This is a genomic window from Ornithinimicrobium sediminis, from assembly GCF_021272345.1.
Lineage (GTDB): Bacteria > Actinomycetota > Actinomycetes > Actinomycetales > Dermatophilaceae > Ornithinicoccus > Ornithinicoccus sediminis_B.
The window spans coordinates 612329-637114 of record NZ_JAJSDQ010000002.1 but is presented as its reverse complement, the minus strand read 5'-3'; the positions used below and the strand labels follow the sequence as shown (position 1 = coordinate 637114).

Below are 24786 nucleotides of genomic sequence, written 5' to 3'. Positions count from 1 at the left end.
CTCCCTCAGGCTGTGAGCTGCACGACGGTGTCGTAGCCGATCTTGAGGATGAAGGCGCCCACCAGGACGACGAAGACGACCCTCACGAAGCGGTCGCCCCTGGCCACCGCCGTCCGGGCGCCGAGGTAGCCGCCCAGCACGTTGCAGACCCCCATGACCAGCCCGATCTGCCACATCACGGCCCCCTGCGGCACGAACACGCACAGGGCGGCGAAGTTGGTGGCCAGGTTGGCGATCTTGGCCTTCGCGCTGGCCTGCAGGAAGCCGTAGCCGAGGACGCCGACCAGGGCGAAGACGAGGAACGACCCTGTGCCCGGGCCCAGGGCACCGTCGTAGACCCCCACCGCAAAGCCGATGGTGCCCGCGGTGACGTGGTGCCGACGACCCTGGAAACGTAGCGCTGACAGCGCTCCCATGCTCGGCCTGGCCAGGGTGTAGCCCCCGACGCCGACCAGCACCAGCAGGATGAGCGGGTTGAACAGCTCCTTGGGGATCACCGACCCGATGAGCGCCCCCACCAGGCCACCGGCGAACGCGAAGCCCGCCATGGGCAAGGCGGTGCGCAGGTCGGGACGGACCCGACGCCAGTAGGTCAGGGAGCTGGTGGCGGTGCCACAGATGGACCCGAGCTTGTTGGTCGCCAGGATCTGCACCGGGCTGGCCTGGGGGAAGCCGATGAGCAGCGCAGGGAGCTGGATGAGTCCGCCACCTCCCACCACGGCGTCGACCCAGCCGGCCACCAGCCCGGCCAGTGCCATGGCGGCGAAGAGCCACGGCGAGATGTCCTCGATCACCCGTCGCCCGCCCCGGACCTCCACCCGTGCACGATGCCGGCGATGTCGGCCAGGTGGTGCGCGACCGCGTGCGGGGTCACGTCCACCGCGACGGTCTGGTCACCGGGGATGTCACTGTGCGGGATGTGCACCGTGCGCATGCCCACCTGGCGCGGGCCGTGGACGTCCTCGTAGAGACGGTCGCCGACGTAGATGCACTCCCCCGGGTCGGCCTCCACGGCGCGCGCCGCCGCGAGGAAGGCCTCGGGATGGGGCTTCACCACGTCGAGCTCACTGGTGTAGACGTCGCCGTCGACGAGCTCCAGCACACCGTCACGAGCGAACAGCCCGCGATGGTAGTCGCGGCTCCAGATCGTGTTGGACAGCACACCCACCTTGATCCCCTGCGTGCGCAGCCAGGCCCACAGGGGGTGCACGTGCGGGTCGGTGAAGGTGTGCGGCTCCCACCAGCGCTCGTAGCTCGCGCGCACCGTGGGGCCGTCGACGGCCGACGGGTCGAGGCCCACGGCGGCGCAGGCGTGCTCCAGCACCTGCTCCAGCGTGGAGCTGCGGTGCTCCTCCCGGCCCAGCCGCACGTGGTGGGCGTCGGCGTCGCACAGCGCGTCGGTGAGGGCCTCGGCCGCCGCGTGGTCGTCCGGGTGCGCGTGCGCGGCATACGTCTGCCGCCACTGTGCCCGGACGTCCACGGTGTGCCAGGGCGTCAGGGTGCCGCCCCAGTCGAAGACGACCGCTGCCACCCGCATCAGCGGAAGGAGACCGCGGCGGGGTGACCGATCTCGACCAGGACCTCACCGACCGCGTCACCGACGGCCACCTGACGACGCTCGGCCGTCTGGCGGTCCTTGATCTCCAGGACCCCCTCTGCCAGGCCCCGGCCCACCACCACGATCGTGGGCACCCCGAGCAGCTCGGCGTCCTTGAACTTCACCCCGGGTGAGACCTTCGGGCGGTCGTCGTAGATCACCTCGACCCCGTGCGCCTCCAGGTCCACGACGAGCCGCTCGGCCGTCTCGAAGACGGCGCGGTCCTTGCCGGTGGCGACGATGTGGACGTCCGCCGGGGCCAGCTCGCGCGGCCAGCACAGGCCGCTGTCGTCGAGGGTGCCTTCGGCGACCGCCGCCACAGCCCGGCTCACACCGACCCCGTAGGAGCCCATGGTCACCGTCACGAGCTTGCCGTGCTCGTCGAGCACCTTGAGCTCGAGCGCCTCGGCATACTTGCGACCGAGCTGGAAGATGTGGCCCATCTCGATGCCCCGGTCCAGGGTCAGCCGCCCCTGACCGTCGGGGCTGGGGTCGCCCTCGCGGATGCCGGCGGCCTGGATGGTGCCGTCGGCAGTGAAGTCGCGGCCGTGCACGAGGTCGAAGACGTGCCTGCCGTGCTCGTCGGCACCGGTCACCCAGGCGGAGCCCTCGGCGACGGAGGGGTCGAGCAGGTAGCGGATCCCACTCGCCTTCTGCGCACCGAGCACGCCTGGCCCGATGTAGCCCTTGGCCAGCACGGGGTGGGCCGCGAACTCCTTCTCGTCGAAGGCCTCCGGCACGGCCGGCGACACGGCGGCCTCGAGCCGTTTCCGGTCCACCTCACGGTCCCCGGGGACACCGATGGCCAGGGGCTCGCGGCTGCCGTCGGGGTGGACGAGCATCACCAGGACGTTCTTGAGGGTGTCGGCCGCAGTCCAGGGCCTCCCGTCGGCGCGGGGGTGGTCGGCGTTGGCCGCGGCCACCAGGGTGTCGATGGTCGGGGTGTCGGGGGTATCCTCCCCGTGGGCCGCCGGGACCTGCGAAGCGTCGACCGGGGTGGCCTGGGGCATGACGACGGCCTCGACGTTGGCGGCATACCCGCTGGCCTCGCAGCGCACGAAGGTGTCCTCGCCGTGCGGGCTCACCGCGAGGAACTCCTCGGAGGCCGAGCCCCCCATGGCTCCGGAGTCGGCGTGCACGATGACGTAGTCGAAGCCGAGGCGGTCGAAGATGCGCACGTAGGCCTCGCGATGCCGCTGGTAGGCGGCGTCGAGCCCGGCGTCGTCGACGTCGAAGGAGTAGGAGTCCTTCATGATGAACTCCCGGCCCCGCAGGAGACCGGCGCGCGGACGCGCCTCGTCGCGGTACTTCGTCTGGATCTGGTAGAGCGTCAGCGGCAGCTCCTTGTAGGAGCTGAACATGTCCTTCACCGCGAGGGTGAACATCTCCTCGTGCGTCGGCCCGAGCAGCATGTCGACGCCCTTGCGGTCCTGGAGACGGAACAGGTTGGGGCCGTACTCCGTCCATCGTCCGGTCGCCTCGTAGGGCTCGCGCGGCAGCAGCGCCGGGAAGGACAGCTCCTGGCCGCCGATGGCGTCCATCTCCTCGCGCACGACGCGCTCGACCTTGCGCAGGACACGCAGACCCAGCGGGAGCCAGCTGTAGACCCCGGGCGCGGCGCGGCGGATGTAGCCCGCCCGCACGAGCAGCTTGTGCCCCGGCATCTCGGCGTCGGCCGGGTCCTCGCGCAGGGTCCGCAGGAACAGGGTCGACAGGCGCAGGGCCACGGTGTCACTCCTTCAGGAGGTATGCGGTGGGAAGGGTCCGGGCGCGCGCCGCGGGCCTCGTGTGAGGGTACCTGTCAGCCGCGGAGTGCGGCGACGCCGTCAGCCACGGCGTCGACGAGCCGTTCGACGTCCCCGGCGTCGGTGTAGGGGGCGATGCCGGCCCGGACCGCGCCGGTGTCGCCGAGCCCCAGACGGCGTGCGGCCTCGATCGCGTAGAAGTGGCCTGCCGGGGCGTTGACCCCGGCCTCGGCCAGGTGCCGGCTGAGCGCGGCGGACTCCACTCCCTCGACGGCGAAGTAGACCGTGGGGGTGCGCCGGGCCGCCCGCGAGTGCAGCACCACCCCGTCCACGCCGCGCAGCCCGGCCTCCAGCCGCTCGCGCAGCCCGTCCTCGTGGGCCTCGACCGCCGCCATCGACGTCTCGATCCGGGACCGCCGGCTGCCGATGGCGTCCAGGTCGAGCGCGGCGATCGCCTCGACCGCAGCCGTCGTGCCGGCGAGCATCTCGTAGGGCAGCGTGCCGAGCTCGAAGCGCTCGGGCACCTGGTCGGTCGAGGGCAGCAGCTTGTCGGGGTGCAGGGTCTCGAGCAGGGCCGGGTCGGCGGCCTGGACACCCAGGTGGGGGCCGAAGTGCTTGTAGGGCGAGCACGCCAGCACATCGGCCCCGAGCGCGTGCCGGTCGACCACGGCGTGCGCTACGAGGTGCACCACGTCGACGTGCACGAGGGCACCGACGGCATGCGCGGCCGCCGCGACCGCCGGCACGTCCGGCCGGGTGCCGACCAGGTTGGAGGCACCGGTGACCGCGACCAGCCGGGTGCGCTCCGAGAGCTGCTCCTCGACCGCTGCGACAGGCAGCTCCCCGGTGGCGGGGTCGAACTCCGCCCAGCGCACGGTGGCACCGGCCCGCTCGGCCGCCTGCACCCAGGGCCGGATGTTGGCGTCGTGGTCGAGAGAGGTGACCACCACCTCGTCACCGGCGCTCCAGCCCCGGGCCAGCGTGCGCGCCAGGTCGTAGGTCAGCGCGGTCATGCTCCGCCCGAAGACGACCCCGCCGGCCTCGGTCCCCAGCAGGTCACCCATGGCCGCGCGCGCCTCGAGCACGATGTCGTCGGCCCGCCGCTCGCTCGCGGTGACCCGGCCGCGGTTGGAGATCGACGAGGTCATGGTGCGCGCGACCGCCTCCGCCACCGACGCCGGGGTCTGGGAGCCACCCGGTCCGTCGAAGTGGGCGGTGCCCTCCCGCAACGCCGGGAAGCCTGATCGGACGGTCTGCACGTCGAAAGCCATGTCGCGGACCCTAGACCGTCCGTCCCGGTGCCACGAGCGGGGGCCCTGGTCGGGCGGGCACGCACCGCCGCCCCTGGCTAGGCTCACCCGCATGAGTGGACGGGTGCGCTTCGGGCAGTGGTCGCCCTACCGTCGCGACAGGGGCGTGCAGGGTGACCTCAGGGTCATGCAGGAGGTGCACGTGCCGTCGCTGGGTCGCACGACGGACCTCTACGCCTGGCTGCCGCCCGGTCACGACGAGCACGAGCGCCGCTACCCCGTCGTCTACCTGCACGACGGTGGCAACCTCTTCGACCCGGCGCTGTCCTACAGCGGTGCGACATGGCGGGCCGACCAGGCCCTGGGCGCGCTGTCGGCCAGAGGCCTCGACGCCATCGCCGTGGGGGTGCCCTGCTCGCCCACAGCTCGGGCCGAGGAGTACACGCCCTACCCCCACCCCGAGTCCGGCGGTGGCCGCGCCGACGACTATGTCGACTTCCTCGTCGAGGACCTGTTGCCGGCGGTCGACCGCACGCTGCCGACCCTGACGGGGCCGAAGTCCACCCTCGTCGCGGGGTCGTCGCTGGGCGGCGTCGTCAGCATGCACGCCTGGACGCGCCGTCCCGACGTCTTCGGGGGCGCCGGGGTCTTCTCCCCCGCCTTCTGGTGGCCGGGCCGGCCCATGCTCGACGACCTGCAGGAAAGGCTGTTCTCGTGGCCGCACCAGCCCCACCAGCGAGTCTACCTCGACGTCGGTGGCCGGGAGCAGCCCGACGACGCCGCCATCGAGGCCGCCTACGTGCGCGACGCCGAGCTCGTGCTCGGCTGGCTGCGCGGCGCCGGAGTGCCGGTGCGCTACCTGTTCGAGAGCCAGGCGCACCACGCCGAGAGCGCCTGGGCAGAGCGGCTGCCGGCCGCCCTGCACTGGCTGCTCTCGGGGTATGCCGTGCCCGCACCCCCCCGTGACGCAGGACCTGCACGGGAGGGCGTCCCGCCGTCGTGATGGGGTAGGCCCCATGAGCACCGACCCGCATGCCTGGCTGGAGGACGTCCACGGCACCGAGGCGACGGCCTGGGTCCACGCCCGGAGCGGTGAGGCCGAGGCGGACCTGCAGTCCGAGCCGCTCTTCGAGGAGCTGCGCGCCGGCATCCAGGACGCGCTGGAGGCCGAGGACCGGATCCCGCTGGTCACCCAGGTGGGTGACCACCTCTACAACCTGTGGACCGACGCGGCGCACCCGCGCGGCCTGTGGCGCCGGACGACGTGGGAGTCCTACCGCACGGCCCACCCGGAGTGGGAGGTGCTGCTGGACGTCGACGCGCTCGGCGAGGCCGAGGGCGTGCCGTGGGTGTGGCACGGCGCCCGCCTGCTGCGTCCCGACCACGACCGGGCGCTCGTGGACCTGTCCCCGGGAGGCTCCGACGCCGACGTCACCCGGGAGCTCGACCTGCGCACACGCACCTTCGTCGAGGACGGCTTCGTGCGCCCCGAGGCCAAGGGCGGGCTCGCCTGGGTCGACCGTGACACCGTCTTCGCGTTCACCGACGTGGGAGAGGGCTCCCGGACACGGTCCGGCTACCCCCGCACCGTGCGACGCTGGAGCCGCGGCACCGCGCTCGCCGACGCACCCGAGGTGTACGCCGGTGGGGTGGACGACCTCCTCGTGAACGCCTCCCACGACAGCACCCCCGGGTTCGAGCGCGACGTCGTCCACCGTGCCCTCGCGTTCTACCGCAGCCGCACCTACCTTCTGCAGGACGGGGAGCTCGTCCTCGTCGACGTCCCCGAGTCCGCGGAGGTCTCGCTGCACCGGCAGTGGCTGGCCGTCCTGCTGCGCCACGACTGGGCACCGCACGACTGGGCACCGCCGGGCGAGCACCCGACCGGCGCCACGGCATACCCGGCGGGGTCACTGCTCGTGGTCGAGCTCGACCGCTTCCTCGCCGGCGACCAGGACCTCATCCCGCTGTTCGTCCCGGACGGCAGCAGCAGCCTGGTCGACCACACATGGACCCGGTCCCACCTGGTGCTCACGGTGCTGCGTGACGTGCAGCACGAGGTGGTCGTCTGCACCCCCGGCCCGGACGGCTGGTCGCAGCGGCCGCTCGACACCCAGGCACCCGACCTGGCGACGGTCTCCGTCGCCGCCGTCGACGACGAGCACCAGGACGACCTGTGGGTGGTCACCACCACCTGGACCCGGCCGATGGCACTGTCTCTCGCCCGTCTCGGCGACGACCCGGCCTCCGCCACCCTCGAGGTGCTGAAGCAGGCACCCGCGCGGTTCGACGCGACCGGGCTGAGCGTCACGCAGCACTGGGCGACCTCGGCCGACGGCACCCGTGTGCCCTACTTCCAGGTGGGCCCCGCGGACCTGCCCCTCGACGGCACCACGCCGACCGTGCTGCACGGTTACGGGGGCTTCGAGGTGCCGCTCACACCCGCCTACGACCCTGTCGTCGGCCGCGCCTGGCTGGCACGAGGGGGCGTGTACGTGGTCGCGAACATCCGCGGCGGTGGGGAGCTCGGCCCCGCGTGGCACCAGGCGGCCCTGCGCGGACACCGCCACCGCGCGTACGAGGACTTCGTGGCCGTGGCGCGGGACCTCGTGGCGCGTGGGGTCACCGCCGTGGCGCACCTCGGGTGCTCGGGCCGGTCCAACGGAGGCCTCCTCGTGGGCAACATGCTCACCGGGTGTCCCGAGGACTTCGGCGCTGTCGTCTGCCAGGTGCCGCTGCTGGACATGCGCCGCTACACGCACCTGCTGGCGGGCGCCTCGTGGATGGCCGAGTACGGCGACCCGGACGACCCCGAGCAGTGGGAGCTGATGCGGACGTTCTCGCCCTACCACCGCTTCGCCCCTCACCGGCCCACGCCCCCGGTCTACCTCGCGACCTCCACCCGGGACGACCGCGTGCACCCCGGCCACGCCCGGAAGATGGCCGCGTTGCTCGCCGCCGCCGGGCGGGACGTGACCTACTGGGAGCAGACCGAGGGCGGCCACGGAGGTGCCTCGACGGCCGATCAGTGGGCGCTGTGGCACGCGCTGCCCTGGGCCTTCCTGCACCGCCACCTGGGCTGAGGAGCGAGGTCAGAGCAGGACGGTGGTGAACATCCCGGTCTGCTCGAAGCCCACGTGCCGGTAGGTCGCCAGCGCCGCGGCGTTGAAGTCGTTGACGTAGAGGGTCACGACCGGGGCGATGTGCGCCAGCGTGTGCTCGACCACCGCGGCCATGGCCGGCACGGCGATGCCCCTGCCGCGGCTCAGCGGGTCGACCCACACCCCCTGCACCTGAGCCACCCCGAGAGCCACCGAACCGAGGTCGGCCTTGAACACGACCCGTCCGTCCTCGACGCGCACCAGCGTGTGCCCACGGTGCAGCAGGTTGGCCACGCTCTGCCGGTAGGCGGCGTCGGACCCCCGGTAGGGCGGGTAGCCGATCTCCTCGGTGAACATCGCCGCCGCTGCCGGCGCGACGAGGTCCACCTCGTCAGGACGGGCCACGCGGACGAGCGGGTCCACCGTGACACCGGCCGCGGACGGGGGGCGGGAGATCGTCAGCACCGGCTGCTGCGCCCGCACCTCACGCGCCGGCCCCCAGGACGGTGACAGCAGGGACCACAGCCGCAGGACCTGCTCGGAGGGTCCGAACACCGAGGAGGCGAAGCGCCGGCGCTTGACGACCCGGGAGGCGAGGGCCCGCAGCGCGGCCGGGCTGCCGCCGACCGGCACGACGTTGGCGGACGACCAGCACAGGGCACGCTCCCCGCCGCGGTCGTAGGCGAACATGGCTGCCCTGCTGTGGCCCAGCGCCCCGTCCACCAGACGGGCCGCCACGAAGACATGGCTGACCGGGTCCTCGGCGCACACCTCCAGGGCCCAGGCCCGATCGGCAGGACCCAAGGTCCGGGTCGCACCGACGCCGCGCAGCATGCCGGCAAGCCTGCCGCACACCCGCACACGTGTCGATCTCGGCGTGCTAGTAACGTACGTCACACCGGCCCTGCGACGAGGCATCTGACCTCGACGTTCGGCGGTCGACCTGTTCGCACACCCGGGAGGACATCGTGCACGCACAGCCGCTCACCGCCCAGTCCAGACAGGACGCCCTTGACGTCCTCGCCGCCAGCGGGGAGGGCGGACCCGAGCTCGACGTGCTGGTCATCGGCGGTGGTGTCACCGGTGCCGGCGCCGCGCTCGACGCCGCCACGCGCGGGCTGCGGACCGCTGTCGTCGAGGGCCAGGACTGGGCCTCCGGCACCTCTCAGTGGTCGACCAAGCTCGTCCACGGCGGTCTGCGCTACCTCCAGATGCTGGACTTCAAGCTGGTGCAGGAGGCGCTCACCGAGCGCGGGCTCCTGCTGCAGAAGCTCGCCCCGCACCTGGTCAAGCCGATGCCCTTCCTGATCCCCCTGGAGCACCGGGTCTGGCAGCGCGCCTACTACGGGGCCGGGGTCTCCCTCTACGACGCCCTGGCCAACCTGATGCCCGGCCGCCGTGCGCTGCCGATCCACAAGCACCGCACGCGCAAGGGGCTGGAGCAGTCCTTCCCCGACCTGCGGCACGAGACGGCGATCGGCGCGGTGCAGTACTACGACGCCACCGTCGACGACGCGCGGCTGGTCGCCATGCTGGTGCGCACGGCCGTCACCTACGGTGCCCACGCCGCCAGCCGCACCCAGGTGGTCGAGATCACCAAGGACGAGACAGGACGCGCCAACGGAGCCGTGCTGATGGACCTGGAGACGGGCACCCGGATCACCGCTCGCGCCCGGCACATCATCAACTGCACCGGGGTGTGGACCGAGGACGTCGAGGACCTCGCCGACACCAGTGGCGGGCTCAACGTGCTCGCCTCCAAGGGCATCCACCTGATCATCCCGCGGGACCGCATCCAGGGCACCTCCGGCCTGTTCATCCAGACCGAGAAGTCGGTGCTCTTCTTCATTCCCTGGTCGCGCTACTGGATCCTGGGCACGACGGACACCCCCTGGGAGCTGGACCGCCACAACCCGGTGGCCACCGCGGCGGACATCGACTACGTCCTCGACCACGCCAACGACGTCCTGAAGAAGACGCTCACCCGTGACGACGTGATCGGGTGGTATGCCGGGCTGCGCCCGCTGCTCCAGCCGGGCACCAAGGAGGGCACCAGCTCGGCCAAGGTGAGCCGGGAGCACACCGTGGCCAGCCCCATCCCCGGTCTCACCGTCATCGGCGGCGGCAAGCTGACGACCTACCGGGTCATGGCCAAGGACGCGGTCGACTTCGCCCTGGGCAACCGGGCCGAGGAGCTGGCATGCATCACTGACGAGATCCCGCTGCTGGGCGCTGTCGGCGAGGCTGCCGTGCGCCGCCGCATGCCCGAGCTGCAGCGCCGCTTCGGCTGGTCGGACATGATGGTCGACCACCTGCTGCACCGCTACGGCTCGCTCATGGACGAGCTGCTCGACCTCATCGCCGAGGACGAGTCGCTGGCCACGCCGCTGGAGCACGCGCACGCCTACCTCCGGGCCGAGATCGCCTACGCCTGCACCAGCGAGGGGGCGCTGCACCTGGAGGACATCATGTGCCGACGCACCCGGCTGGTCTACGAGGTGCTGCACCAGGGCCTGGACGCCGTCCCGGAGATCGCCGACATCGCCGCCGACCGGCTCGGCTGGGACGAGGCGCGCAAGGAGAAGGAGGTGTCCGCCTACCGTGCGAGGGCGGAGGCCGAGGAGGCTGCTGCCCGGCAGCCGGACGACGCCTCGGCGGCTGCGGAGCGCAGCAAGGCCGAACCGATCACCCCGCTGCACCCCATCGGCTCCGGTGGCTGAGCGCCTCGGCCACGTGCCGAGCGTGTCGTCACCGAAGCGACGCCGGCATCACGCCTGCGCCGTGACCCACCACTAGGTCGAGATCGGAGAACTACATGGACATGGGAGAGGTCTTTCTCTCTGAGGTGTTGGGCACAGCGATGCTGCTGCTGCTCGGTGCAGGTGTGGTCGCCAACGCCATCCTGCCCAAGACGAAGGGCTTCAACGGCGGCTGGCTGTTGATCAACTTCGGATGGGGGCTCGGTGTCTTCGCCGGAGTCTTCGTCGCCTTCAAGTCCGGCGCCCACATCAACCCCGCGGTGACGGTCGGCCTGCTGGCCAACGGCGCCGAGGAGTTCGCGGCCGGGGTGGAGGCGTCCTTCGTCAACGCGCTGATCTACATCGCCGCCCAGCTCATCGGTGCCTTCATCGGAGCCGTGCTGGCCTGGCTGGCCTACAAGGACCACTTCGCACAGGACGCCGACCCGGCCGTCAAGCTCGGCGTGTTCTCCACCGGCCCGGAGCTGCGCAACTACACCTCCAACCTCATCACCGAGGTCATCGGCACCTTCGTGCTGGTGTACGTCGTGCTGATGTTCGGGAACACCCCCCAGGAGCTCGGCCCGCTGGCCGTGGCGCTGCTGGTCGTCGGTATCGGCGCCAGCCTCGGTGGACCCACGGGCTACGCCATCAACCCTGCCCGTGACCTCGGCCCCCGCATCGCCCACGCCATCCTGCCCATCCCGGGCAAGGGCTCCAGCGACTGGGGCTACTCCTGGGTGCCGATCGTCGGCCCGCTCATCGGTGGCGCCCTGGCCGGCCTGCTCGCCGCGGCCGTCGGCTGACCCGCCCGTGACCACAGGGGTGCCGGGCGCTGACCTGGCCGCACGGCACACCTGACCGAGTCCGACCCGGTCGGGTCGTCCGCGAGGGCGGCCCGGCCGGGGGCCAGGTACCAACCGCACAACGACGTGGAGGAGAAGACCATGGCAGACTACGTACTCGCCATCGACCAGGGCACGACCAGCACGCGTGCCATCGTGTTCACCAAGGGCGGCACGATCCACTCGGTCGGCCAGCACGAGCACGAGCAGATCTTCCCGAAGGCCGGGTGGGTCGAGCACAACCCCGTCGAGATCTGGGACAACACCCGCGAGGTCATCGGCCAGGCGATGGGCAAGGGCAACCTCAGCAACGACGACATCGCGGCCATCGGCATCACCAACCAGCGCGAGACCGCCGTGGTCTGGGACAAGAACACCGGTGAGCCGGTCTACAACGCGATCGTCTGGCAGGACACCCGCACCTCCAAGATCGTCGCCGAGCTCGGCGCCGACGAGGGTCCCGACCGGTTCAAGGCCAGCTGCGGTCTCCCACTGGCCACCTACTTCTCGGGCCCCAAGGTGAAGTGGATCCTGGACAACGTCGAGGGCGCGCGGGAGCGTGCCGAGGCCGGCGACCTGCTGTTCGGCAACACCGACTCGTGGGTCCTGTGGAACCTCACCGGCGGCGTCGACGGCGGTGTGCACGTCACCGACGTGACCAACGCCTCCCGCACGATGCTCATGAACCTGGAGACGCTCAGCTGGGACGAGGGCATCGCCGGGGCCATGGGCATCCCGATGTCCATGCTGCCGGAGATCAAGTCCTGCTCGGAGGTCTACGGCCACAGCACCAAGCTCGGCGTGCCGATCGCCGGCATCCTGGGTGACCAGCAGGCGGCGACGTTCGGCCAGGCGTGCTTCGAGAAGGGCATGTCCAAGAACACCTACGGCACGGGCAACTTCATGCTGCTCAACACCGGCACCGAGATCGTCCCGAGCCACAACGGCCTGCTCACCACGGTCTGCTACAAGATCGGTGACCAGGACGCCGTCTACGCGCTCGAGGGCTCCATCGCGGTGACCGGGTCGCTCGTCCAGTGGCTGCGCGACAACGTCGGTCTCATCAAGGAGGCGCCCGAGATCGAGACCCTGGCCAAGGAGGTCGACGACAACGGCGGCTGCTACATCGTCCCGGCGTTCTCGGGTCTCTTCGCCCCCTACTGGAAGGACGACGCGCGCGGTGCGATCGTCGGCCTGACGCGCTACGTCAACAAGCACCACATCGCCCGGGCCGCGCTGGAGTCCACCGCGTTCCAGACCCGCGAGGTCTCCGACGCGATGACGGCGGACTCCGGTGTGGAGCTGGCCGAGCTGCGCGTGGACGGCGGCATGGTGGCCAACGAGACGCTGATGCAGTTCCAGGCGGACATCCTCGGCGTCGACGTGGTGCGCCCGGAGGTCGCCGAGACGACGGCGCTGGGAGCCGCCTACGCGGCCGGCATCGCCGTGGGCTTCTTCTCCGGTGAGCAGGACGTCATCGACAACTGGAAGGAGGGCAAGCGCTGGTCGCCCTCCATGGACGAGACCGAGCGCGAGCGGCTCTTCCGCAACTGGAAGAAGGCCGTCACCAAGACCTTCGACTGGGTCGACGACGACTCCGAGGCCGAGGAGAAGTCCGCCTCGGAGGACGCCGACGCCTGACCACCGGAACGTGGAGCCCGGTCCCGCCGAGGCGGGGCCGGGCTCCACGATGCCCGCGGTGTCGGCGTCAGACCACGGGCTCGTCCTTGTCACCGTGGAAGAGGTCGGGTCGTCGCAGGTCGGTGTTGTCCAGCACCCACGTGGCCTGCTGCACCGGGGCCTGGTCGAGGTAGAACCGCTGGGCCTCGACGTAGCGGGCGTGCGTCGGATGGCCGGGGTCCTCGTCGCCCGCGACCCGTCGGTCGGGGAATCGGGCTGCGCCCCGAGGCACGGACACCTCGAAGGGCACGTGCACGAACAGCGTGGCGTCCCATCGCGCCACCAGCTCGGGGCGGTGCAGGAAGACCCCGTCGACCAGGAGAAGCGCGTCGTCGTCGGCCTCGACCGGGTCGGGGTGCACAGCGACGTCCCGGGTCACGTCACGCACGGCCGGCACGATCTCCCGGCCGGCCCGGAAGGGCTCGAGCACGCTGCGCTGGAAGGCGTCGTAGTCGAAGGCGTCCCGGTAGTAGGTCTGGGCGGTGCGACCGTCCCGGTAGCGACGGGCGCGGGGATGGTGGAAGCCGTCCATCGAGACGCTGAGCACCTGCCGCCCCGCAACGTGCTCCGCCAGGGTCACCAGCTCGGCCGCGAGGTGCGACTTGCCCGCGCCGTCCACCCCGTCGATCGCGACGACCGCCCGCTCCCCCGGCCGGACGCCGAGCATGAGGCCGAGCAGGTCGACGAGGACCAGCTGGCGGACGGGCACGAAGCCGGGGTACGACATACCCCGAGCCTAGGCACGGTGGTGCGCCGTGGACGAACCCGGCGCGTGGGGCCCGGCGTCAGCCGACGGTGACCGAGGGCGCGCCGGCGGCCTCACCGTCGACGGGCTCCCCCATCTCCTCGGCGATGCGCATGGCCTCCTCGATGAGGGTCTCGACGATCTGGCTCTCCGGCACTGTCTTGATGACCTCGCCCTTGACGAAGATCTGGCCCTTGCCGTTGCCGGAGGCCACCCCGAGGTCGGCCTCGCGGGCCTCGCCCGGACCGTTGACCACGCAGCCCATGACGGCCACCCGCAGCGGCACCTCCATGCCCTCCAGCCCGGCGGTGACCTCCTCCGCCAGCGTGTAGACATCCACCTGGGCACGGCCGCAGGAGGGGCAGGAGACGATCTCGAGCTTGCGAGGCTTGAGGTTGAGGCTCTGCAGGATCTGGTTGCCGACCTTGACCTCCTCCACCGGTGGCGCCGAGAGGGACACCCGGATGGTGTCCCCGATGCCCTGGGACAGCAGCGCACCGAAGGCGACCGAGGACTTGATGGTGCCCTGGAACGCCGGACCGGCCTCGGTCACACCCAGGTGGAGCGGCCAGTCACCACGCTCGGAGAGCATCTCGTAGGCCCGGACCATGACCACCGGGTCGTTGTGCTTCACGGAGATCTTGAAGTCGTGGAAGCCGTGCTCCTCGAACAGCGAGGCCTCCCACACGGCGGACTCGACGAGGGCCTCCGCCGTGGGCTTGCCATACTTGTCCAGCAGCCGCTTGTCCAGCGACCCGGCGTTGACGCCGATGCGGATCGACACGCCGGCGTCCTTGGCCGTGCGGGCGATCTCCTTCACCTGGTCGTCGAACTTGCGGATGTTGCCGGGGTTGACCCGCACCGCCGCGCAGCCGGCCTCGATGGCCGCGAACACGTACTTCGGCTGGAAGTGGATGTCGGCGATGACCGGGATCTGCGACTTGCGTGCGATCACCGGCAGAGCGTCGGCGTCGTCCTGGGTCGGACAGGCCACGCGCACGATGTCACAGCCGGTCGCGGTGAGCTCGGCGATCTGCTGCAGGGTGGCGTTGATGTCGGTCGTCGGCGTCGTGGTCATCGACTGCACGGAGATGGGTGCGTCGCCGCCGACCTCGACCTTGCCGACCCGGATCTTGCGGGTCGGTCGTCGAGGTGCGAGCACCGGCGGGGGTGCGGACGGCATACCGAGTGAGATGGGGGTGCCAGCAGTCATGTCTTCCAGTATCTCTCAGCCGCCGAGCCGGATGGGGTTGACCAGGTCGGCGTAGACGAGCAGCAGGGTCATCGCGATCAGGCCGATCGCGACGGAGTAGGCCACCGGTAGCGCCTTGGCGACGTCCACCGGCCCCGGGTCGGGCAGTCCGCGCAGCCGGGCCCAGGTCTTCTTGAGCCCCTCCCACAGCGCACCGGCGATGTGGCCGCCGTCCAGCGGCAGCAGCGGGATCATGTTGAACACGAAGAGCGCGATGTTGAGCGAGGCGAGCAGGGAGAGCAACAGCACCATCCGGGCGCTCACGCTGTCCGAGAGGAGCCCGAGGTCGCCGGAGGTCACCTCACCGGCGACGCGGCCCACGCCGACGACGGACATCGGTCCTTCGGCGTCCCGCTCTTCGCCGACGAAGGCTGCCTCCCAGACGCCCACGAGCTTCTGCGGGAGCTGGAGGAAGATGGCCGCGGTGTCCATCAGCGCCTGTCCCACGAACGCAGGAGCCTCGGTGAGTGGCTGCGTGACGTACTCCAGCGACCCGCTGGCTCCCAGGTAGCTGACCGGGCCGACGACGGGGGCGCCGGCCTCGTCCACCTGGACGCTGCCGTCCGGGTTGAGCAAGGGGCGGTCGCGCACCACCATGTCGGCGACCAGCGTCTGCTGGGCACCGTCCCGCTCGACGAGCAGCTCGGCCTGGCTGCCGGACTGCTGGATGAGGTAGGACGCACCCGTCCAGTCGTCCACCGCCTGCCCGTCGACGGCCAGGATGCGGTCGCCCACCTCGAGCCCCGCGGCGGCAGCCGGAGCCGCGGGTTGTCCCTCGCAGTCCTCGGCCGTGACATCGGTCGGCGCGCATGCGGCGACCGCGGACACCTGTGCGGTCAGCTGCGGCAGCCCGTAGACGGTGATGATGCCGGTCAGCAGGACGGTCGCGATGAGCAGGTTCATCAGCGGCCCGCCGGACATCACGACGAGGCGCTGCCAGACGGGGAGCTTGTAGAAGACCCGGTCCTCGTCGCCGGGCCCGACCTCCTGCAGCGACTCGGCGCGCACCTGCTCGCTCATCTGGCTCCAGCGCCCGGTGCTGGAGGCGCGCAGCCTGCCCTCGTCCTGGGGTCGCGGCGGGAACATGCCGATCATCCGTACGTACCCGCCCAGCGGGATCGCCTTGACGCCGTACTCCGTCTCCCCGCGGACCCGCGACCAGATGGTCGGGCCGAACCCGACCATGTACTGCGTGCACTTGACGCCGAACTTCTTGGCCGGCACCAGGTGCCCGATCTCGTGCAGGGCGATGGACACGGCGATCCCGACGAGCATCAGGAGGACGCCGAGCAGGTAGAGCATCAGCGGGTCCCCTTCCCTCGTGAGCCGGTCGTCGTCTCCATCATGGCGCGTGCGGCGCCCCGCGCCCAGGCTTCCGCCTGCAGCACGTGCTCCACCGTGAGGTCAACCGACGAGACAGCCGCGGAGTTCCCGGCCTCATACTCGTCGACCACGGCCGCCACCGTGTCGACGATGTCGGTGAAGGTGATGACGCCGGCGTGGAACGCCGCGACGCACACCTCGTTGGCAGCGTTGTAGACGGCCGGGTAGGTGCCGCCGGCCTGTCCGACCTGCCTGGCGAGCCGCACCGCGGGAAAGGCCTGGTCGTCGAGCGGGTGGAACTCCCACGAGCTCGGCCCGCTCCAGTCGCACGGCTCGTCGACGTCCGGGAGGCGCTCCGGCCAGGACAGCCCCAGGGCGATCGGCACGAGCATCCGCGGTGGACCCATCTGGGCGATGGTGGACCCGTCGTGGAACTCGACCATCGAGTGGACCTGCTGCTGCGGATGGACCACGACGTCGATCCGGTCGAAGGGCACCCCGAAGAGCAGGTGCGCCTCGATCACCTCCAGGCCCTTGTTGACCAGGGTCGCGGAGTTGGTCGTGATGACCGCGCCCATGGCGAAGTTCGGGTGCCGCAGCGCCTCCTGCGGCGTGACCTGAGCCAGCTGGTCCCGGGTGCGGCCACGGAACGGGCCTCCACTGGCGGTGAGGACCAGTCTGCGCACCTCGTCGGCGCGTCCACCGCGCAGACACTGGGCGATGGCGCTGTGCTCGGAGTCGACCGGCACGATCTGACCGGGTCCCGCTGCGCCGGTGACCAGGGGCCCCCCGACGATCAGTGACTCCTTGTTGGCCAGTGCCAGGGTGCTGCCGCCTCCCAGAGCCGCCAGGGTGGGCTCCAGCCCGATGCTGCCGGTGATCCCGTTGAGCACCACGTCGGCCCCTGACCCGGCCAGCTCGGCCGAGGCGCCGGGCCCGGCCAGGACCTCCGGTCGGTATGCCGGGTCGCCGGCCGCCCGCGCGGCCGCCGCGACCGCCTCGGTGAGCCGGTCACGGCCCTCGGGGTCGGCGACCGCCACCCGCTCCACCCGCAGCCGCACCGCCTGCTGCGCCAGGAGGGACAGGTCGGACCCACCCGCTGCGACGGCCTCCACTCGGAACCGGTCGGGGTGGGACCCCACGATGTCGACCGCCTGGGTGCCGATGGACCCCGTCGAGCCGAGCAGGACCAGGGAGCGTGTGTCTGTCACGCGTCCATTGTCACCCGTGGGCCCCGGGTGCCCGCGCCGTCGCCCGGTGCGCCACCTGGGACGGCGAGCCCGGCTGCACCGTCCACCCCGTGTCGTCACGGGCCTCCAGGACGTAGCACCCGCTCGGTCCCAGGGCGAGGAGCAGGGCTGGTGGCGGCGGCCGGTCGGTGTGGAGCTGCACCGACTCCGCCAGCACCACCGGGTGCCCCAGGGTGGCCAGCAGGTCGGCAGCCGCGGTGCCGCCCGGCACCTGCCAGGACGTGCGCTCGGGTGCCGGAGCAGCATCGGGCGGGACCAGGAACTCCACCCCCAGCGCCTCCCTGTCCTTCGCCTCCACGACGGACAGGGTGTGCACGCCGCCCTCGGTCAGGTCCTCGCAGACGACGACCGGATCCAGCACGAAGAGGTAGCGGGTGAGCGACGTCTCCCCGACCCGCCGGTGCAGCACGACGACCTCCGGCGCACCGGCCCGCACCGACAGGACCGAGCCCAGGCTCGTCGCCTCTCCGTCCGGTCCGCTCCCCTCGGCCGGCAGCAGCCCTCGAGCGGTGAGCGAGCGCGCCGCGGCCCGTCGTGCGGCGGCACGCTCCTCGTGCTCGAGGACGGACAGATGGGGCCGGGACACGACGTCGTCGCAGCCGTCGGTGAGGACGTCGAGCTCCTCGTCGGTGAGGTGGGCCACCACGACCCGCGGCACTCCCGCGTCACTCATGGGGCACCGGGCCGAAGGACGTCAGGGACGGGCGGCCAGGGCAGCGGGCCCGGGTGGACCGGAAGTCGCGGCACCGCCACCCCGGGGGTCAGCTCCAGCACGCTGCCGGACGGCGGGACGACCTGGTCGGCCGGGGCCGGCGGCAGCTCGACCGGACCGATCGGGACGGCCGGCGGAGCCGGAGCACCCGTCCACCATGGCACGAGCTCGGTCAGGCGGGGCACCCGGATGTCGGCCAGGTCGACGCGGGGCAGCTCGCCGAGCCGGAGCGGGCGCCCCAACGGGAGCCACCCCTCGGCCATCGCCTCCCGGACCTCCTGACCCACCCGTCCCAGACCCTGGGCCACCCCGTCCCGCCCCCGCGTGGCGGTGCGGTCCGCTTCCTCGCGGCCCTCGCGGAGCACCCCGACGAGGTGCGCAGCCCCGCGGCGTCCCGCGGCGTGGGCCGCCCCGCCGACCCGTGCCAGGGTGTGCCGGTGGTCGTACGCGACGTTGCCGGCGGTCCACAGGCTGTAGCTGCCCAGCACGGCGAGGCTGCCACCGATGGCGACCGGGTGCGGCGCGAAGACACCCACGGAGGCCGGCAGCGACGCTGCGGCGAGCGCCCGGGTCGTCCACCCTCGGGCTCCGGAGTAGCCACCTCCCGTGACGACGTCGGGCACAGCGGTGAGCCAGACGACCAGCGGTGTCTTGACCACGGCGAAGCGGGACAGCTGGGAACCTCGCCGAGCCCCGGCGAGGACGCGCTGCGCGGCGTCCCGGGCATGCTCCCGCAGGGCGGCCCGCACAGCGAGGTCGGCGGTCCGGGCGTAGTCCACCGCCCAGCGGAGCACCTGCCCTGAGACGAGCAGCTGGGCGCCGGCTCGTCCGGCCTGGACCACCGCCCCGCCCAGCGCATGCACCTCGCGAGCGACCTCGACGGTTGCCGTGCTCCAGAGCTGCTCCAGCCGCTCGGCCACGTCGTCGGCGGCACACTCCACCCGCGCATCCGCGGCGGCGATCTGCTCGCCGGCCCGGTGCACGAGACCCAGCAGCTCGACGCGCCGCCGCATCAGGACCGGTCGCGTGGTCTCGTCGGCCAGCCCCATCCGGACGTCCAGATGGCGGATCTCCGCGGCCCAGGTGTCCCTCTGCGCGGTCCACGACCGCACGTCAGCCTGCGCGGTGTCGACGTCGGCTGCGAGCAGGGCGAGGTGCGTGGCCAGCTCCTCGACCGGGTCCGCGCACCGCCCCACGCCCCCGGACCAGCTCTCGAGCGCGGCCCGGGCCGACACGGCCGCCAGGCCCGACCAGTCCGCGTACGACCCACTCAGCAGGCCCGCGCGTGCCACCTCCCGGGCGCTCGTGCCGTGGGCATGGAGCCGGCGGGAGGCCACCCGCAGCTCGGCGGGCGACATCGTCAGCGCTGTCACAGCACGTCTGTCCCGTCATGCCGGTGCGTGTGCCAGCGCACGGTCTGCTCGGTCTCCACGACCCGGTAGGCCGTCGCGGCCGCTCCGGCCGCCCGGGCCAGCTCCGCACCCGCACCGGCGAGGTCACCCACACGTCCTGCCCACTGGTGTGCCGCACCCTCCGCCGCGACGGCCAACCGGGTCCGGCCGGACGCGGCCGCCACCTGACGCAGGGTCGTGCCGAGCGCCCGCGCCATGCCGTCGACCTCGGCCGACAGCCGTGCCACCTCCCGCGCCGACCCGGCCAGCGCCTCGGGGTCGACCCTGTAGCTGTTGGACACCCGCACCACCCCTTGACCCGCCCGTCCCGGTCCTCACCCGGCTCCCGGCCACCGTAGGGCCGTCGTCACCGGGACGCGGAAGCCTGTCCACAGGCTCGCAGCGTGTGCGCCAGGTCACATGTAGTGGCAGTCTGGGTCTGTCGACCCGGAGGGTGGGCCGACCTCCATCCACGGAAGGCACGACATGAGACACCTCACCAAGGCCGCCCTCGGCGGCATCGCTGCCGCTGCACTGGTCGCAGCGACGTACGCGCCCGTGTCGGCGCATCCCGGGCATGACCTGAAGAACCCCGGCACCGAGCAGCTCAAGGGGGTGAACTACACGGGCGTCCTGGGTGAGGTCAGCCCCGGCGGCGTGCCCATGGAGGCCATGTCCGACGTCCGCTGCGAGGACGGCATGGCGGGCATCTTCCCCTGCCACAAGGTCGACCTCGCCTCGTTCACGCCGCTGCCGGACATGGAGGCGACCTTCGTCAACGACGTCTGGGGCTGGGAGGACGAGCAGACCGGCATGCAGGTCGCCATCGTCGGCAGCTTCGAGGGCACCGCCTTCGTCGACGTCACCGACGGGAGCAACCCGGTCTACCTCGGCACCCTGGAGTCGCAGGTCCCTGGCGACTACGGCAACATCTGGGGCGACATCCGGGTCTACGAGGACACCGCCTACATCGGCAGCGAGGCGATCGACCTCGGCACCTATGACCCGGCCACCGGTGAGATCGAGGGCTTCGGCATCCAGGTCGTCGACCTGACCCAGTTCCGCGGCGCCACCGGCGAGGTCGACGTCGAGCTGACGAACCACCTCGACGACGTCACCAACTCCCACAACATCTCGCTCAACGAGGAGACGGGGCGGATGTACGTCGTGGGCTCGGTCTACAACGTCGAGGAGTGTGGCACTCCCAACCCGGGCTTCCCCGTGCTCAACGGCAACGGCGGCGCCATCGTCTACGACGTGGCCGGCGACCCGCACAACCCCGAGTTCCTCGGCTGCCTGACGGAGGACGGCTACACGCACGACATCCAGTGCGTGGAGTACGCCGGCCCGGACGCGGACTACACGGGCCGTGAGATCTGCATCGGCTCCAACGAGGACACGGTGACCCTCTACGACGCCACGGACCCGGCGGACCCGAGAGTGATCGACCGGCTCACCTACGTCGACGAGGATGAGCTCGACGACATCTACACCCACCAGGGATGGCTCAGCGAGGACCACAGCTTCTTCTTCCTCGGTGACGAGCTCGACGAGATCAACGGCGTCGTGACCGAGCGCAGCACCTACATCTGGGACATGACCGACCTGGACGACGCACGCCTCGTCGGAACGCACACCGACGGCAGCTCCTCCATCGACCACAACATGTTCGTCAAGGACTCGCTGCTCTACCAGGCCAACTACACCTCCGGGCTGTGGATCTACGACACCTGGAAGAAGGAGCAGGGCCGGGTCACCATGCGCGGCTACTTCGACGTCTTCCCGGCCAACGACGAGACCGTCTTCGCCGGCTCGTGGGGCACCTACCCGTACTTCGGGGACGGCAAGGTCGTCGTGACCAGCAGCGACGAGGGCGTCTTCGTGGTGCAGTCGCGAGCCAAGAGCTCGGACAACAGCGACAAGGGCAACGGCCGCGCCGGCCAGGGCAGGGGCGGCTCGACCCGCTAGCCGCCCGGCCGGTCCCGCAGCACCGCCGCCAGGTCGCCCAGCACCGTCGGATCCTCGATGGTGCTGGGCACCGGCGGCGTCTCGCCGTCGGCGATCTGGCGCATGGTGCGCCGCAGGATCTTGCCCGACCGGGTCTTGGGCAGGGCGTCCACGATGTCGACCCGCCGCAGCGCGGCCACGGCGCCCACCTCGGAGCGGACCCGGTCGACCAGCGCCGCCACGAGGGCAGCCCGCTGCTCCTCGCCGTCGACCTCGACCCCGGCCTTGAGCACGACCAGCCCGCGTGGCACCTGGCCCTTGAGCGGGTCGCTCACCCCGATCACCGCACACTCGGCCACGGCGGGGTGGCCGGACAGCGCCTCCTCCAGCGACCCGGTCGACAGGCGGTGGCCGGCGACGTTGAGCACGTCGTCGGTGCGGCCCATGACGTAGAGGTAGCCGTCCTCGTCGAGATAGCCCCCGTCACCGGACAGGTAGTAGCCCTCGTGGGCCGACAGGTAGGACTGCACGTAGCGGTCGTCGTCGCCCCACAGGGTGGGCAGCGTCCCCGGGGGTAGCGGCAGCCGGATGCAGATCGCGCCCTCGGTGTCCGGCCCCACCGGTCGCCCTCGCTCGTCGAGCACCTGCACGTCGTAGCCCACGGTGGCCGGGCCGGGTGACCCGGGCTTGATGGGCAGGGCACCCACCGGGTTGATGGCGATGGGCCAGCCGGTCTCGGTCTGCCACCAGTTGTCGATGACGGGCACGCCCAGGGCGGTGCTGGCCCACTCCCACGTGTCGGGGTCGAGCCGCTCTCCGGCGAGGTAGAGCGCCCGCAGCCGGGACAGGTCGTGGCGGCCGACCAGCTCGCCCGCCGGGTCGACCTTCTTGATCGCCCGGATCGCGGTGGGGGCGGTGAACGCCGCGACCACACCGTGCTCCTCGATGAGCCTCCAGTAGGCCGCAGCGTCAGGGGTCCCCACCGGCTTGCCCTCGTAGAGCACGGTCGTGGCACCGGTGAGCAGCGGCCCGTAGACGATGTAGGAGTGCCCGACCACCCACCCCACGTCGGACCCGCAGAACCACGTCTCCCCGGGCTGCAGTCCGTAGAGGTGCTCCATCGACCAGCGCAGCGCGACGGCATACCCGCCGGTGTCCCGCACGATGCCCTTGGGCCGGCCGGTGGTGCCGGAGGTGTAGAGCACGTAGAGCGGGTCGGTCGCCTCCACCGGCACGACCGAGGCCGGCTGGACCGCGTCCGGACGCATGAGCAGCGACCAGTCCAGGTCCCGGTCCCCCATCTCGCACTCGAGCTGCGCGCGCTGCAGGATGACGCAGTGGTCGGGCTGGTGGGACGAACGGCGCAGCGCCTCGTCGAGCATCGGCTTGTAGGGCACGACCCGGCTCGGCTCGACGCCGCACGACGCCGACACCACGACCACCGGCTCTGCGTCCTCGATGCGCGCTGCGAGCTCGGCGGGCGCGAAGCCGCCGAAGACCACCGAGTGCACCGCCCCGATGCGAGCGCACGCGAGCATCGCGATGACCGCCTCGGGCACCATCGGCAGGTAGATCACCACCCGGTCGCCCTTGCCCACCCCCAGCTCGCGCAGGACTCCGCCGAAGCGGGCGACGAGGTCGAGCAGCTCGGCGTAGGTGTAGCTGCGTCTGCTCCCCGTCACCGGGCTGTCGTAGACCAGCGCCGTCTGGTCGGCGCGGCCGTGCACGACGTGGCGGTCCAGGGCGTTGAAGCACATGTTGAGACGCCCCCCGCGGAACCAGCGGTAGAACGGCGGAGTGCTGTCGTCGAGGACCTGCCGGGGGTCGGTGAACCAGCTGATGCCCGCGGCCGCCTCACCCCAGAAGCCCTCGGGGTCGGCCACGCTGCGCTGCACCAGGTCGCGGTAGTCACTCATGACGACATCGTGCTGGCTCGGCAGGCCACGCGCCAGGGCTCGCTGTGGCTACCCTGCACAGTATGACGAACCTCACCCCTGCGGACGGGATGCGCCCGCACGAGGTCCGCTACACCCGCCCCACCCACTCCGGGCCCGCTCCCGCGCTGCGCGAGGTCGAGGACGAGCAGCAGCTGGCCGACCTGCTCGCACAGGGGCGGAGCCTGGAGGGCCGGCGGCTGCAGGGCCTGGACCTCACCGTGTTCGAGGACCGCCTGCTGCGTCACGACGACCTGCACGGGCTGGTCGTGCTCGGCGGCACGGTGCCTCCACGCCTGGAGTCGCACCTGAGGACGCACGGCGCGATCATCTTCCCCTCCGACCCCGCAGCGCCGGTCAGGCCCTACCGGGGAGAGCTCTACACCGCGCGTGAGCTCTACGCGGGCATGGCCGACCGCGGCTACCCGGCGACCCCCGATGCCCTGGCCTACACCTGGGCGGAGGATGCCGCCCTGCGGCACGACGCCTACGTCACCGCGCTGCGCGCGATCCATGACGACGCCATGAACGACGCCCTCACCGGCCTGGTCCTCGGCCGGGACGTCGTCGGCGTGATGGGTGGCCACGCCGTCGCGCGGGGCACAGCCGACTTCGCGCAGGCGGCGCGGCTGGGACACGCCCTGGCCGCGCAGGGGTGTCTCGTGGCCACCGGTGGGGGCCCGGGTGCGATGGAGGCCGCCAACCTCGGTGCCTGGGCGACCGACACCGCCGAGCTCAGCCGCGCCCTGGGTGCGCTGGCCGCGGTGCCCTACTTCGACACCGGGATCGAGGGCTGGGCCGGCGCTGCCCTGCAGGTGCTGGACTGGCACCACGACATACGGTCGGCTGCCGACGTGCGCAGTCTCGGCATCCCGACCTGGCACTACGGCCACGAGCCGCCCAACGTCTTCGGCGACCGGATCGCCAAGTTCTTCTCCAACGCCCTGCGTGAGGACCTGCTGCTGGAGCAGAGCACCGCGGGCCTCGTCGTGCTGCCCGGCGCGGCAGGCACGGTGCAGGAGGTGTTCCAGATGGCCACCCGTCTCTACTACGAGGTCGACGTGCCGCTGACACCGCTGGTGCTCGTCGACCGGGGGCACTGGACCGAGCACCTGCCCGTGTGGCCCTTGCTGCAGTCCCTGGCGCGGGACCGCCCGATGCGCGGCGCGCTGCACCTCGTCGACGACATCGGGGACGTGCCCGGCCTGCTCCTGGGCTGAGCACCCGCCCGGGCGAGCCCGACGACGAAGGACCCGGGACCTTCGGCCCTAGGCCG

20 protein-coding genes are annotated in these 24786 nt (G+C 71.8%); 7 read left to right on the top strand and 13 right to left on the bottom strand.

Annotated elements, in window-relative coordinates; genetic code table 11:
- Positions 1-5: 5 nt before the first annotated feature.
- From LVO85_RS07435 to LVO85_RS07420, 4 genes are all read right to left on the bottom strand, one after another.
- A complete protein-coding gene (locus LVO85_RS07435; protein ID WP_232746859.1) occupies positions 6-758 on the bottom strand; it encodes a sulfite exporter TauE/SafE family protein in 753 nt (250 codons plus the stop codon).
- Positions 759-790: 32 nt separating this feature from the next.
- Entirely contained in the window at positions 791-1537 is a 747-nt protein-coding gene (locus LVO85_RS07430) for an HAD family hydrolase (protein ID WP_232746763.1), read from the bottom strand.
- Complete coding sequence (locus tag LVO85_RS07425) at positions 1537-3324, bottom strand: proline--tRNA ligase (RefSeq protein WP_232746762.1); 1788 nt, start codon at positions 3322-3324, stop codon at positions 1537-1539. Before LVO85_RS07425 ends, LVO85_RS07430 begins: the two co-directional genes overlap by 1 nt.
- Before the next feature lie 74 nt (positions 3325-3398).
- Positions 3399-4613 (bottom strand): cysteine desulfurase-like protein, encoded by a 1215-nt coding sequence (locus LVO85_RS07420; RefSeq protein WP_232746761.1) that lies wholly within the window; start codon positions 4611-4613, stop codon positions 3399-3401.
- 91 nt (positions 4614-4704) lie between these two features.
- Between LVO85_RS07420 and LVO85_RS07415 the strand changes: the two genes are divergently transcribed.
- Together LVO85_RS07415 and LVO85_RS07410 are read left to right on the top strand one after the other, a co-directional pair.
- A complete protein-coding gene (locus tag LVO85_RS07415) occupies positions 4705-5595 on the top strand; it encodes an alpha/beta hydrolase (protein ID WP_232746760.1) in 891 nt (296 codons plus the stop codon).
- A gap of 13 nt (positions 5596-5608) precedes the next feature.
- A complete protein-coding gene (locus LVO85_RS07410) occupies positions 5609-7675 on the top strand; it encodes a prolyl oligopeptidase family serine peptidase (protein WP_232746759.1) in 2067 nt (688 codons plus the stop codon).
- Positions 7676-7684: 9 nt separating this feature from the next.
- Here the strand turns inward: LVO85_RS07410 and LVO85_RS07405 are convergent, their stop codons facing one another.
- Entirely contained in the window at positions 7685-8527 is an 843-nt protein-coding gene (locus LVO85_RS07405) for a GNAT family N-acetyltransferase (RefSeq protein ID WP_232746758.1), read from the bottom strand.
- A gap of 134 nt (positions 8528-8661) precedes the next feature.
- Here LVO85_RS07405 and LVO85_RS07400 point away from each other — a divergent pair, with 134 nt between their 5' ends.
- The 3 genes from LVO85_RS07400 to glpK all read left to right on the top strand — a co-directional run bounded on the left by LVO85_RS07400 (position 8662) and on the right by glpK (position 12917).
- The gene (locus tag LVO85_RS07400) at positions 8662-10413 is read left to right on the top strand and encodes a glycerol-3-phosphate dehydrogenase/oxidase (RefSeq protein ID WP_232746757.1); all 1752 of its coding nucleotides are present in this window, start codon (positions 8662-8664) and stop codon (positions 10411-10413) included.
- A gap of 101 nt (positions 10414-10514) precedes the next feature.
- Positions 10515-11237, top strand: coding sequence for an MIP/aquaporin family protein (locus tag LVO85_RS07395; RefSeq protein ID WP_232746756.1), 723 nt, complete (start codon positions 10515-10517; stop codon positions 11235-11237).
- Positions 11238-11378: 141 nt separating this feature from the next.
- Positions 11379-12917, top strand: coding sequence for a glycerol kinase GlpK (gene glpK, locus LVO85_RS07390; RefSeq protein WP_232746755.1), 1539 nt, complete (start codon positions 11379-11381; stop codon positions 12915-12917).
- A gap of 67 nt (positions 12918-12984) precedes the next feature.
- On the opposite strand, the gene LVO85_RS07385 is transcribed toward glpK, so the two are convergent.
- The 7 genes from LVO85_RS07385 to LVO85_RS07355 are packed head-to-tail and all read right to left on the bottom strand — an operon-like array spanning position 12985 to position 19931.
- Positions 12985-13683 (bottom strand): nucleoside/nucleotide kinase family protein, encoded by a 699-nt coding sequence (locus LVO85_RS07385; protein WP_232746754.1) that lies wholly within the window; start codon positions 13681-13683, stop codon positions 12985-12987.
- A gap of 58 nt (positions 13684-13741) precedes the next feature.
- Entirely contained in the window at positions 13742-14914 is a 1173-nt protein-coding gene (gene ispG, locus LVO85_RS07380; protein ID WP_232746753.1) for a flavodoxin-dependent (E)-4-hydroxy-3-methylbut-2-enyl-diphosphate synthase, read from the bottom strand.
- Between the two features lie 15 nt (positions 14915-14929).
- Positions 14930-16255 (bottom strand): M50 family metallopeptidase, encoded by a 1326-nt coding sequence (locus LVO85_RS07375; protein ID WP_232746752.1) that lies wholly within the window; start codon positions 16253-16255, stop codon positions 14930-14932.
- Positions 16255-17487, bottom strand: coding sequence for a 1-deoxy-D-xylulose-5-phosphate reductoisomerase (dxr, locus tag LVO85_RS07370; RefSeq protein WP_232746751.1), 1233 nt, complete (start codon positions 17485-17487; stop codon positions 16255-16257). The genes LVO85_RS07375 and dxr overlap by 1 nt, the downstream gene beginning before the upstream one ends.
- 10 nt (positions 17488-17497) lie before the next feature.
- Entirely contained in the window at positions 17498-18199 is a 702-nt protein-coding gene (locus tag LVO85_RS07365) for a hypothetical protein (protein WP_232746750.1), read from the bottom strand.
- Positions 18196-19611 carry a hypothetical protein gene (locus tag LVO85_RS07360; protein WP_232746749.1) on the bottom strand — a complete coding sequence of 472 codons (1416 nt, stop codon included), beginning with the start codon at positions 19609-19611 and terminating at the stop codon, positions 18196-18198. Before LVO85_RS07360 ends, LVO85_RS07365 begins: the two co-directional genes overlap by 4 nt.
- A complete protein-coding gene (locus LVO85_RS07355; protein WP_232746748.1) occupies positions 19608-19931 on the bottom strand; it encodes a hypothetical protein in 324 nt (107 codons plus the stop codon). Before LVO85_RS07355 ends, LVO85_RS07360 begins: the two co-directional genes overlap by 4 nt.
- A 184-nt stretch (positions 19932-20115) precedes the next feature.
- On the opposite strand from LVO85_RS07355, the gene LVO85_RS07350 reads away from it, so the two are divergent.
- A complete protein-coding gene (locus LVO85_RS07350) occupies positions 20116-21597 on the top strand; it encodes a choice-of-anchor B family protein (RefSeq protein ID WP_232746747.1) in 1482 nt (493 codons plus the stop codon).
- Here the strand turns inward: LVO85_RS07350 and LVO85_RS07345 are convergent.
- Positions 21594-23492 carry a propionyl-CoA synthetase gene (locus tag LVO85_RS07345; RefSeq protein ID WP_232746746.1) on the bottom strand — a complete coding sequence of 633 codons (1899 nt, stop codon included), beginning with the start codon at positions 23490-23492 and terminating at the stop codon, positions 21594-21596. The genes LVO85_RS07350 and LVO85_RS07345 overlap by 4 nt on opposite strands.
- A gap of 62 nt (positions 23493-23554) precedes the next feature.
- On the opposite strand from LVO85_RS07345, the gene LVO85_RS07340 reads away from it, so the two are divergent.
- Positions 23555-24730 carry an LOG family protein gene (locus LVO85_RS07340; protein WP_232746745.1) on the top strand — a complete coding sequence of 392 codons (1176 nt, stop codon included), beginning with the start codon at positions 23555-23557 and terminating at the stop codon, positions 24728-24730.
- Positions 24731-24786 lie beyond the last annotated feature (56 nt).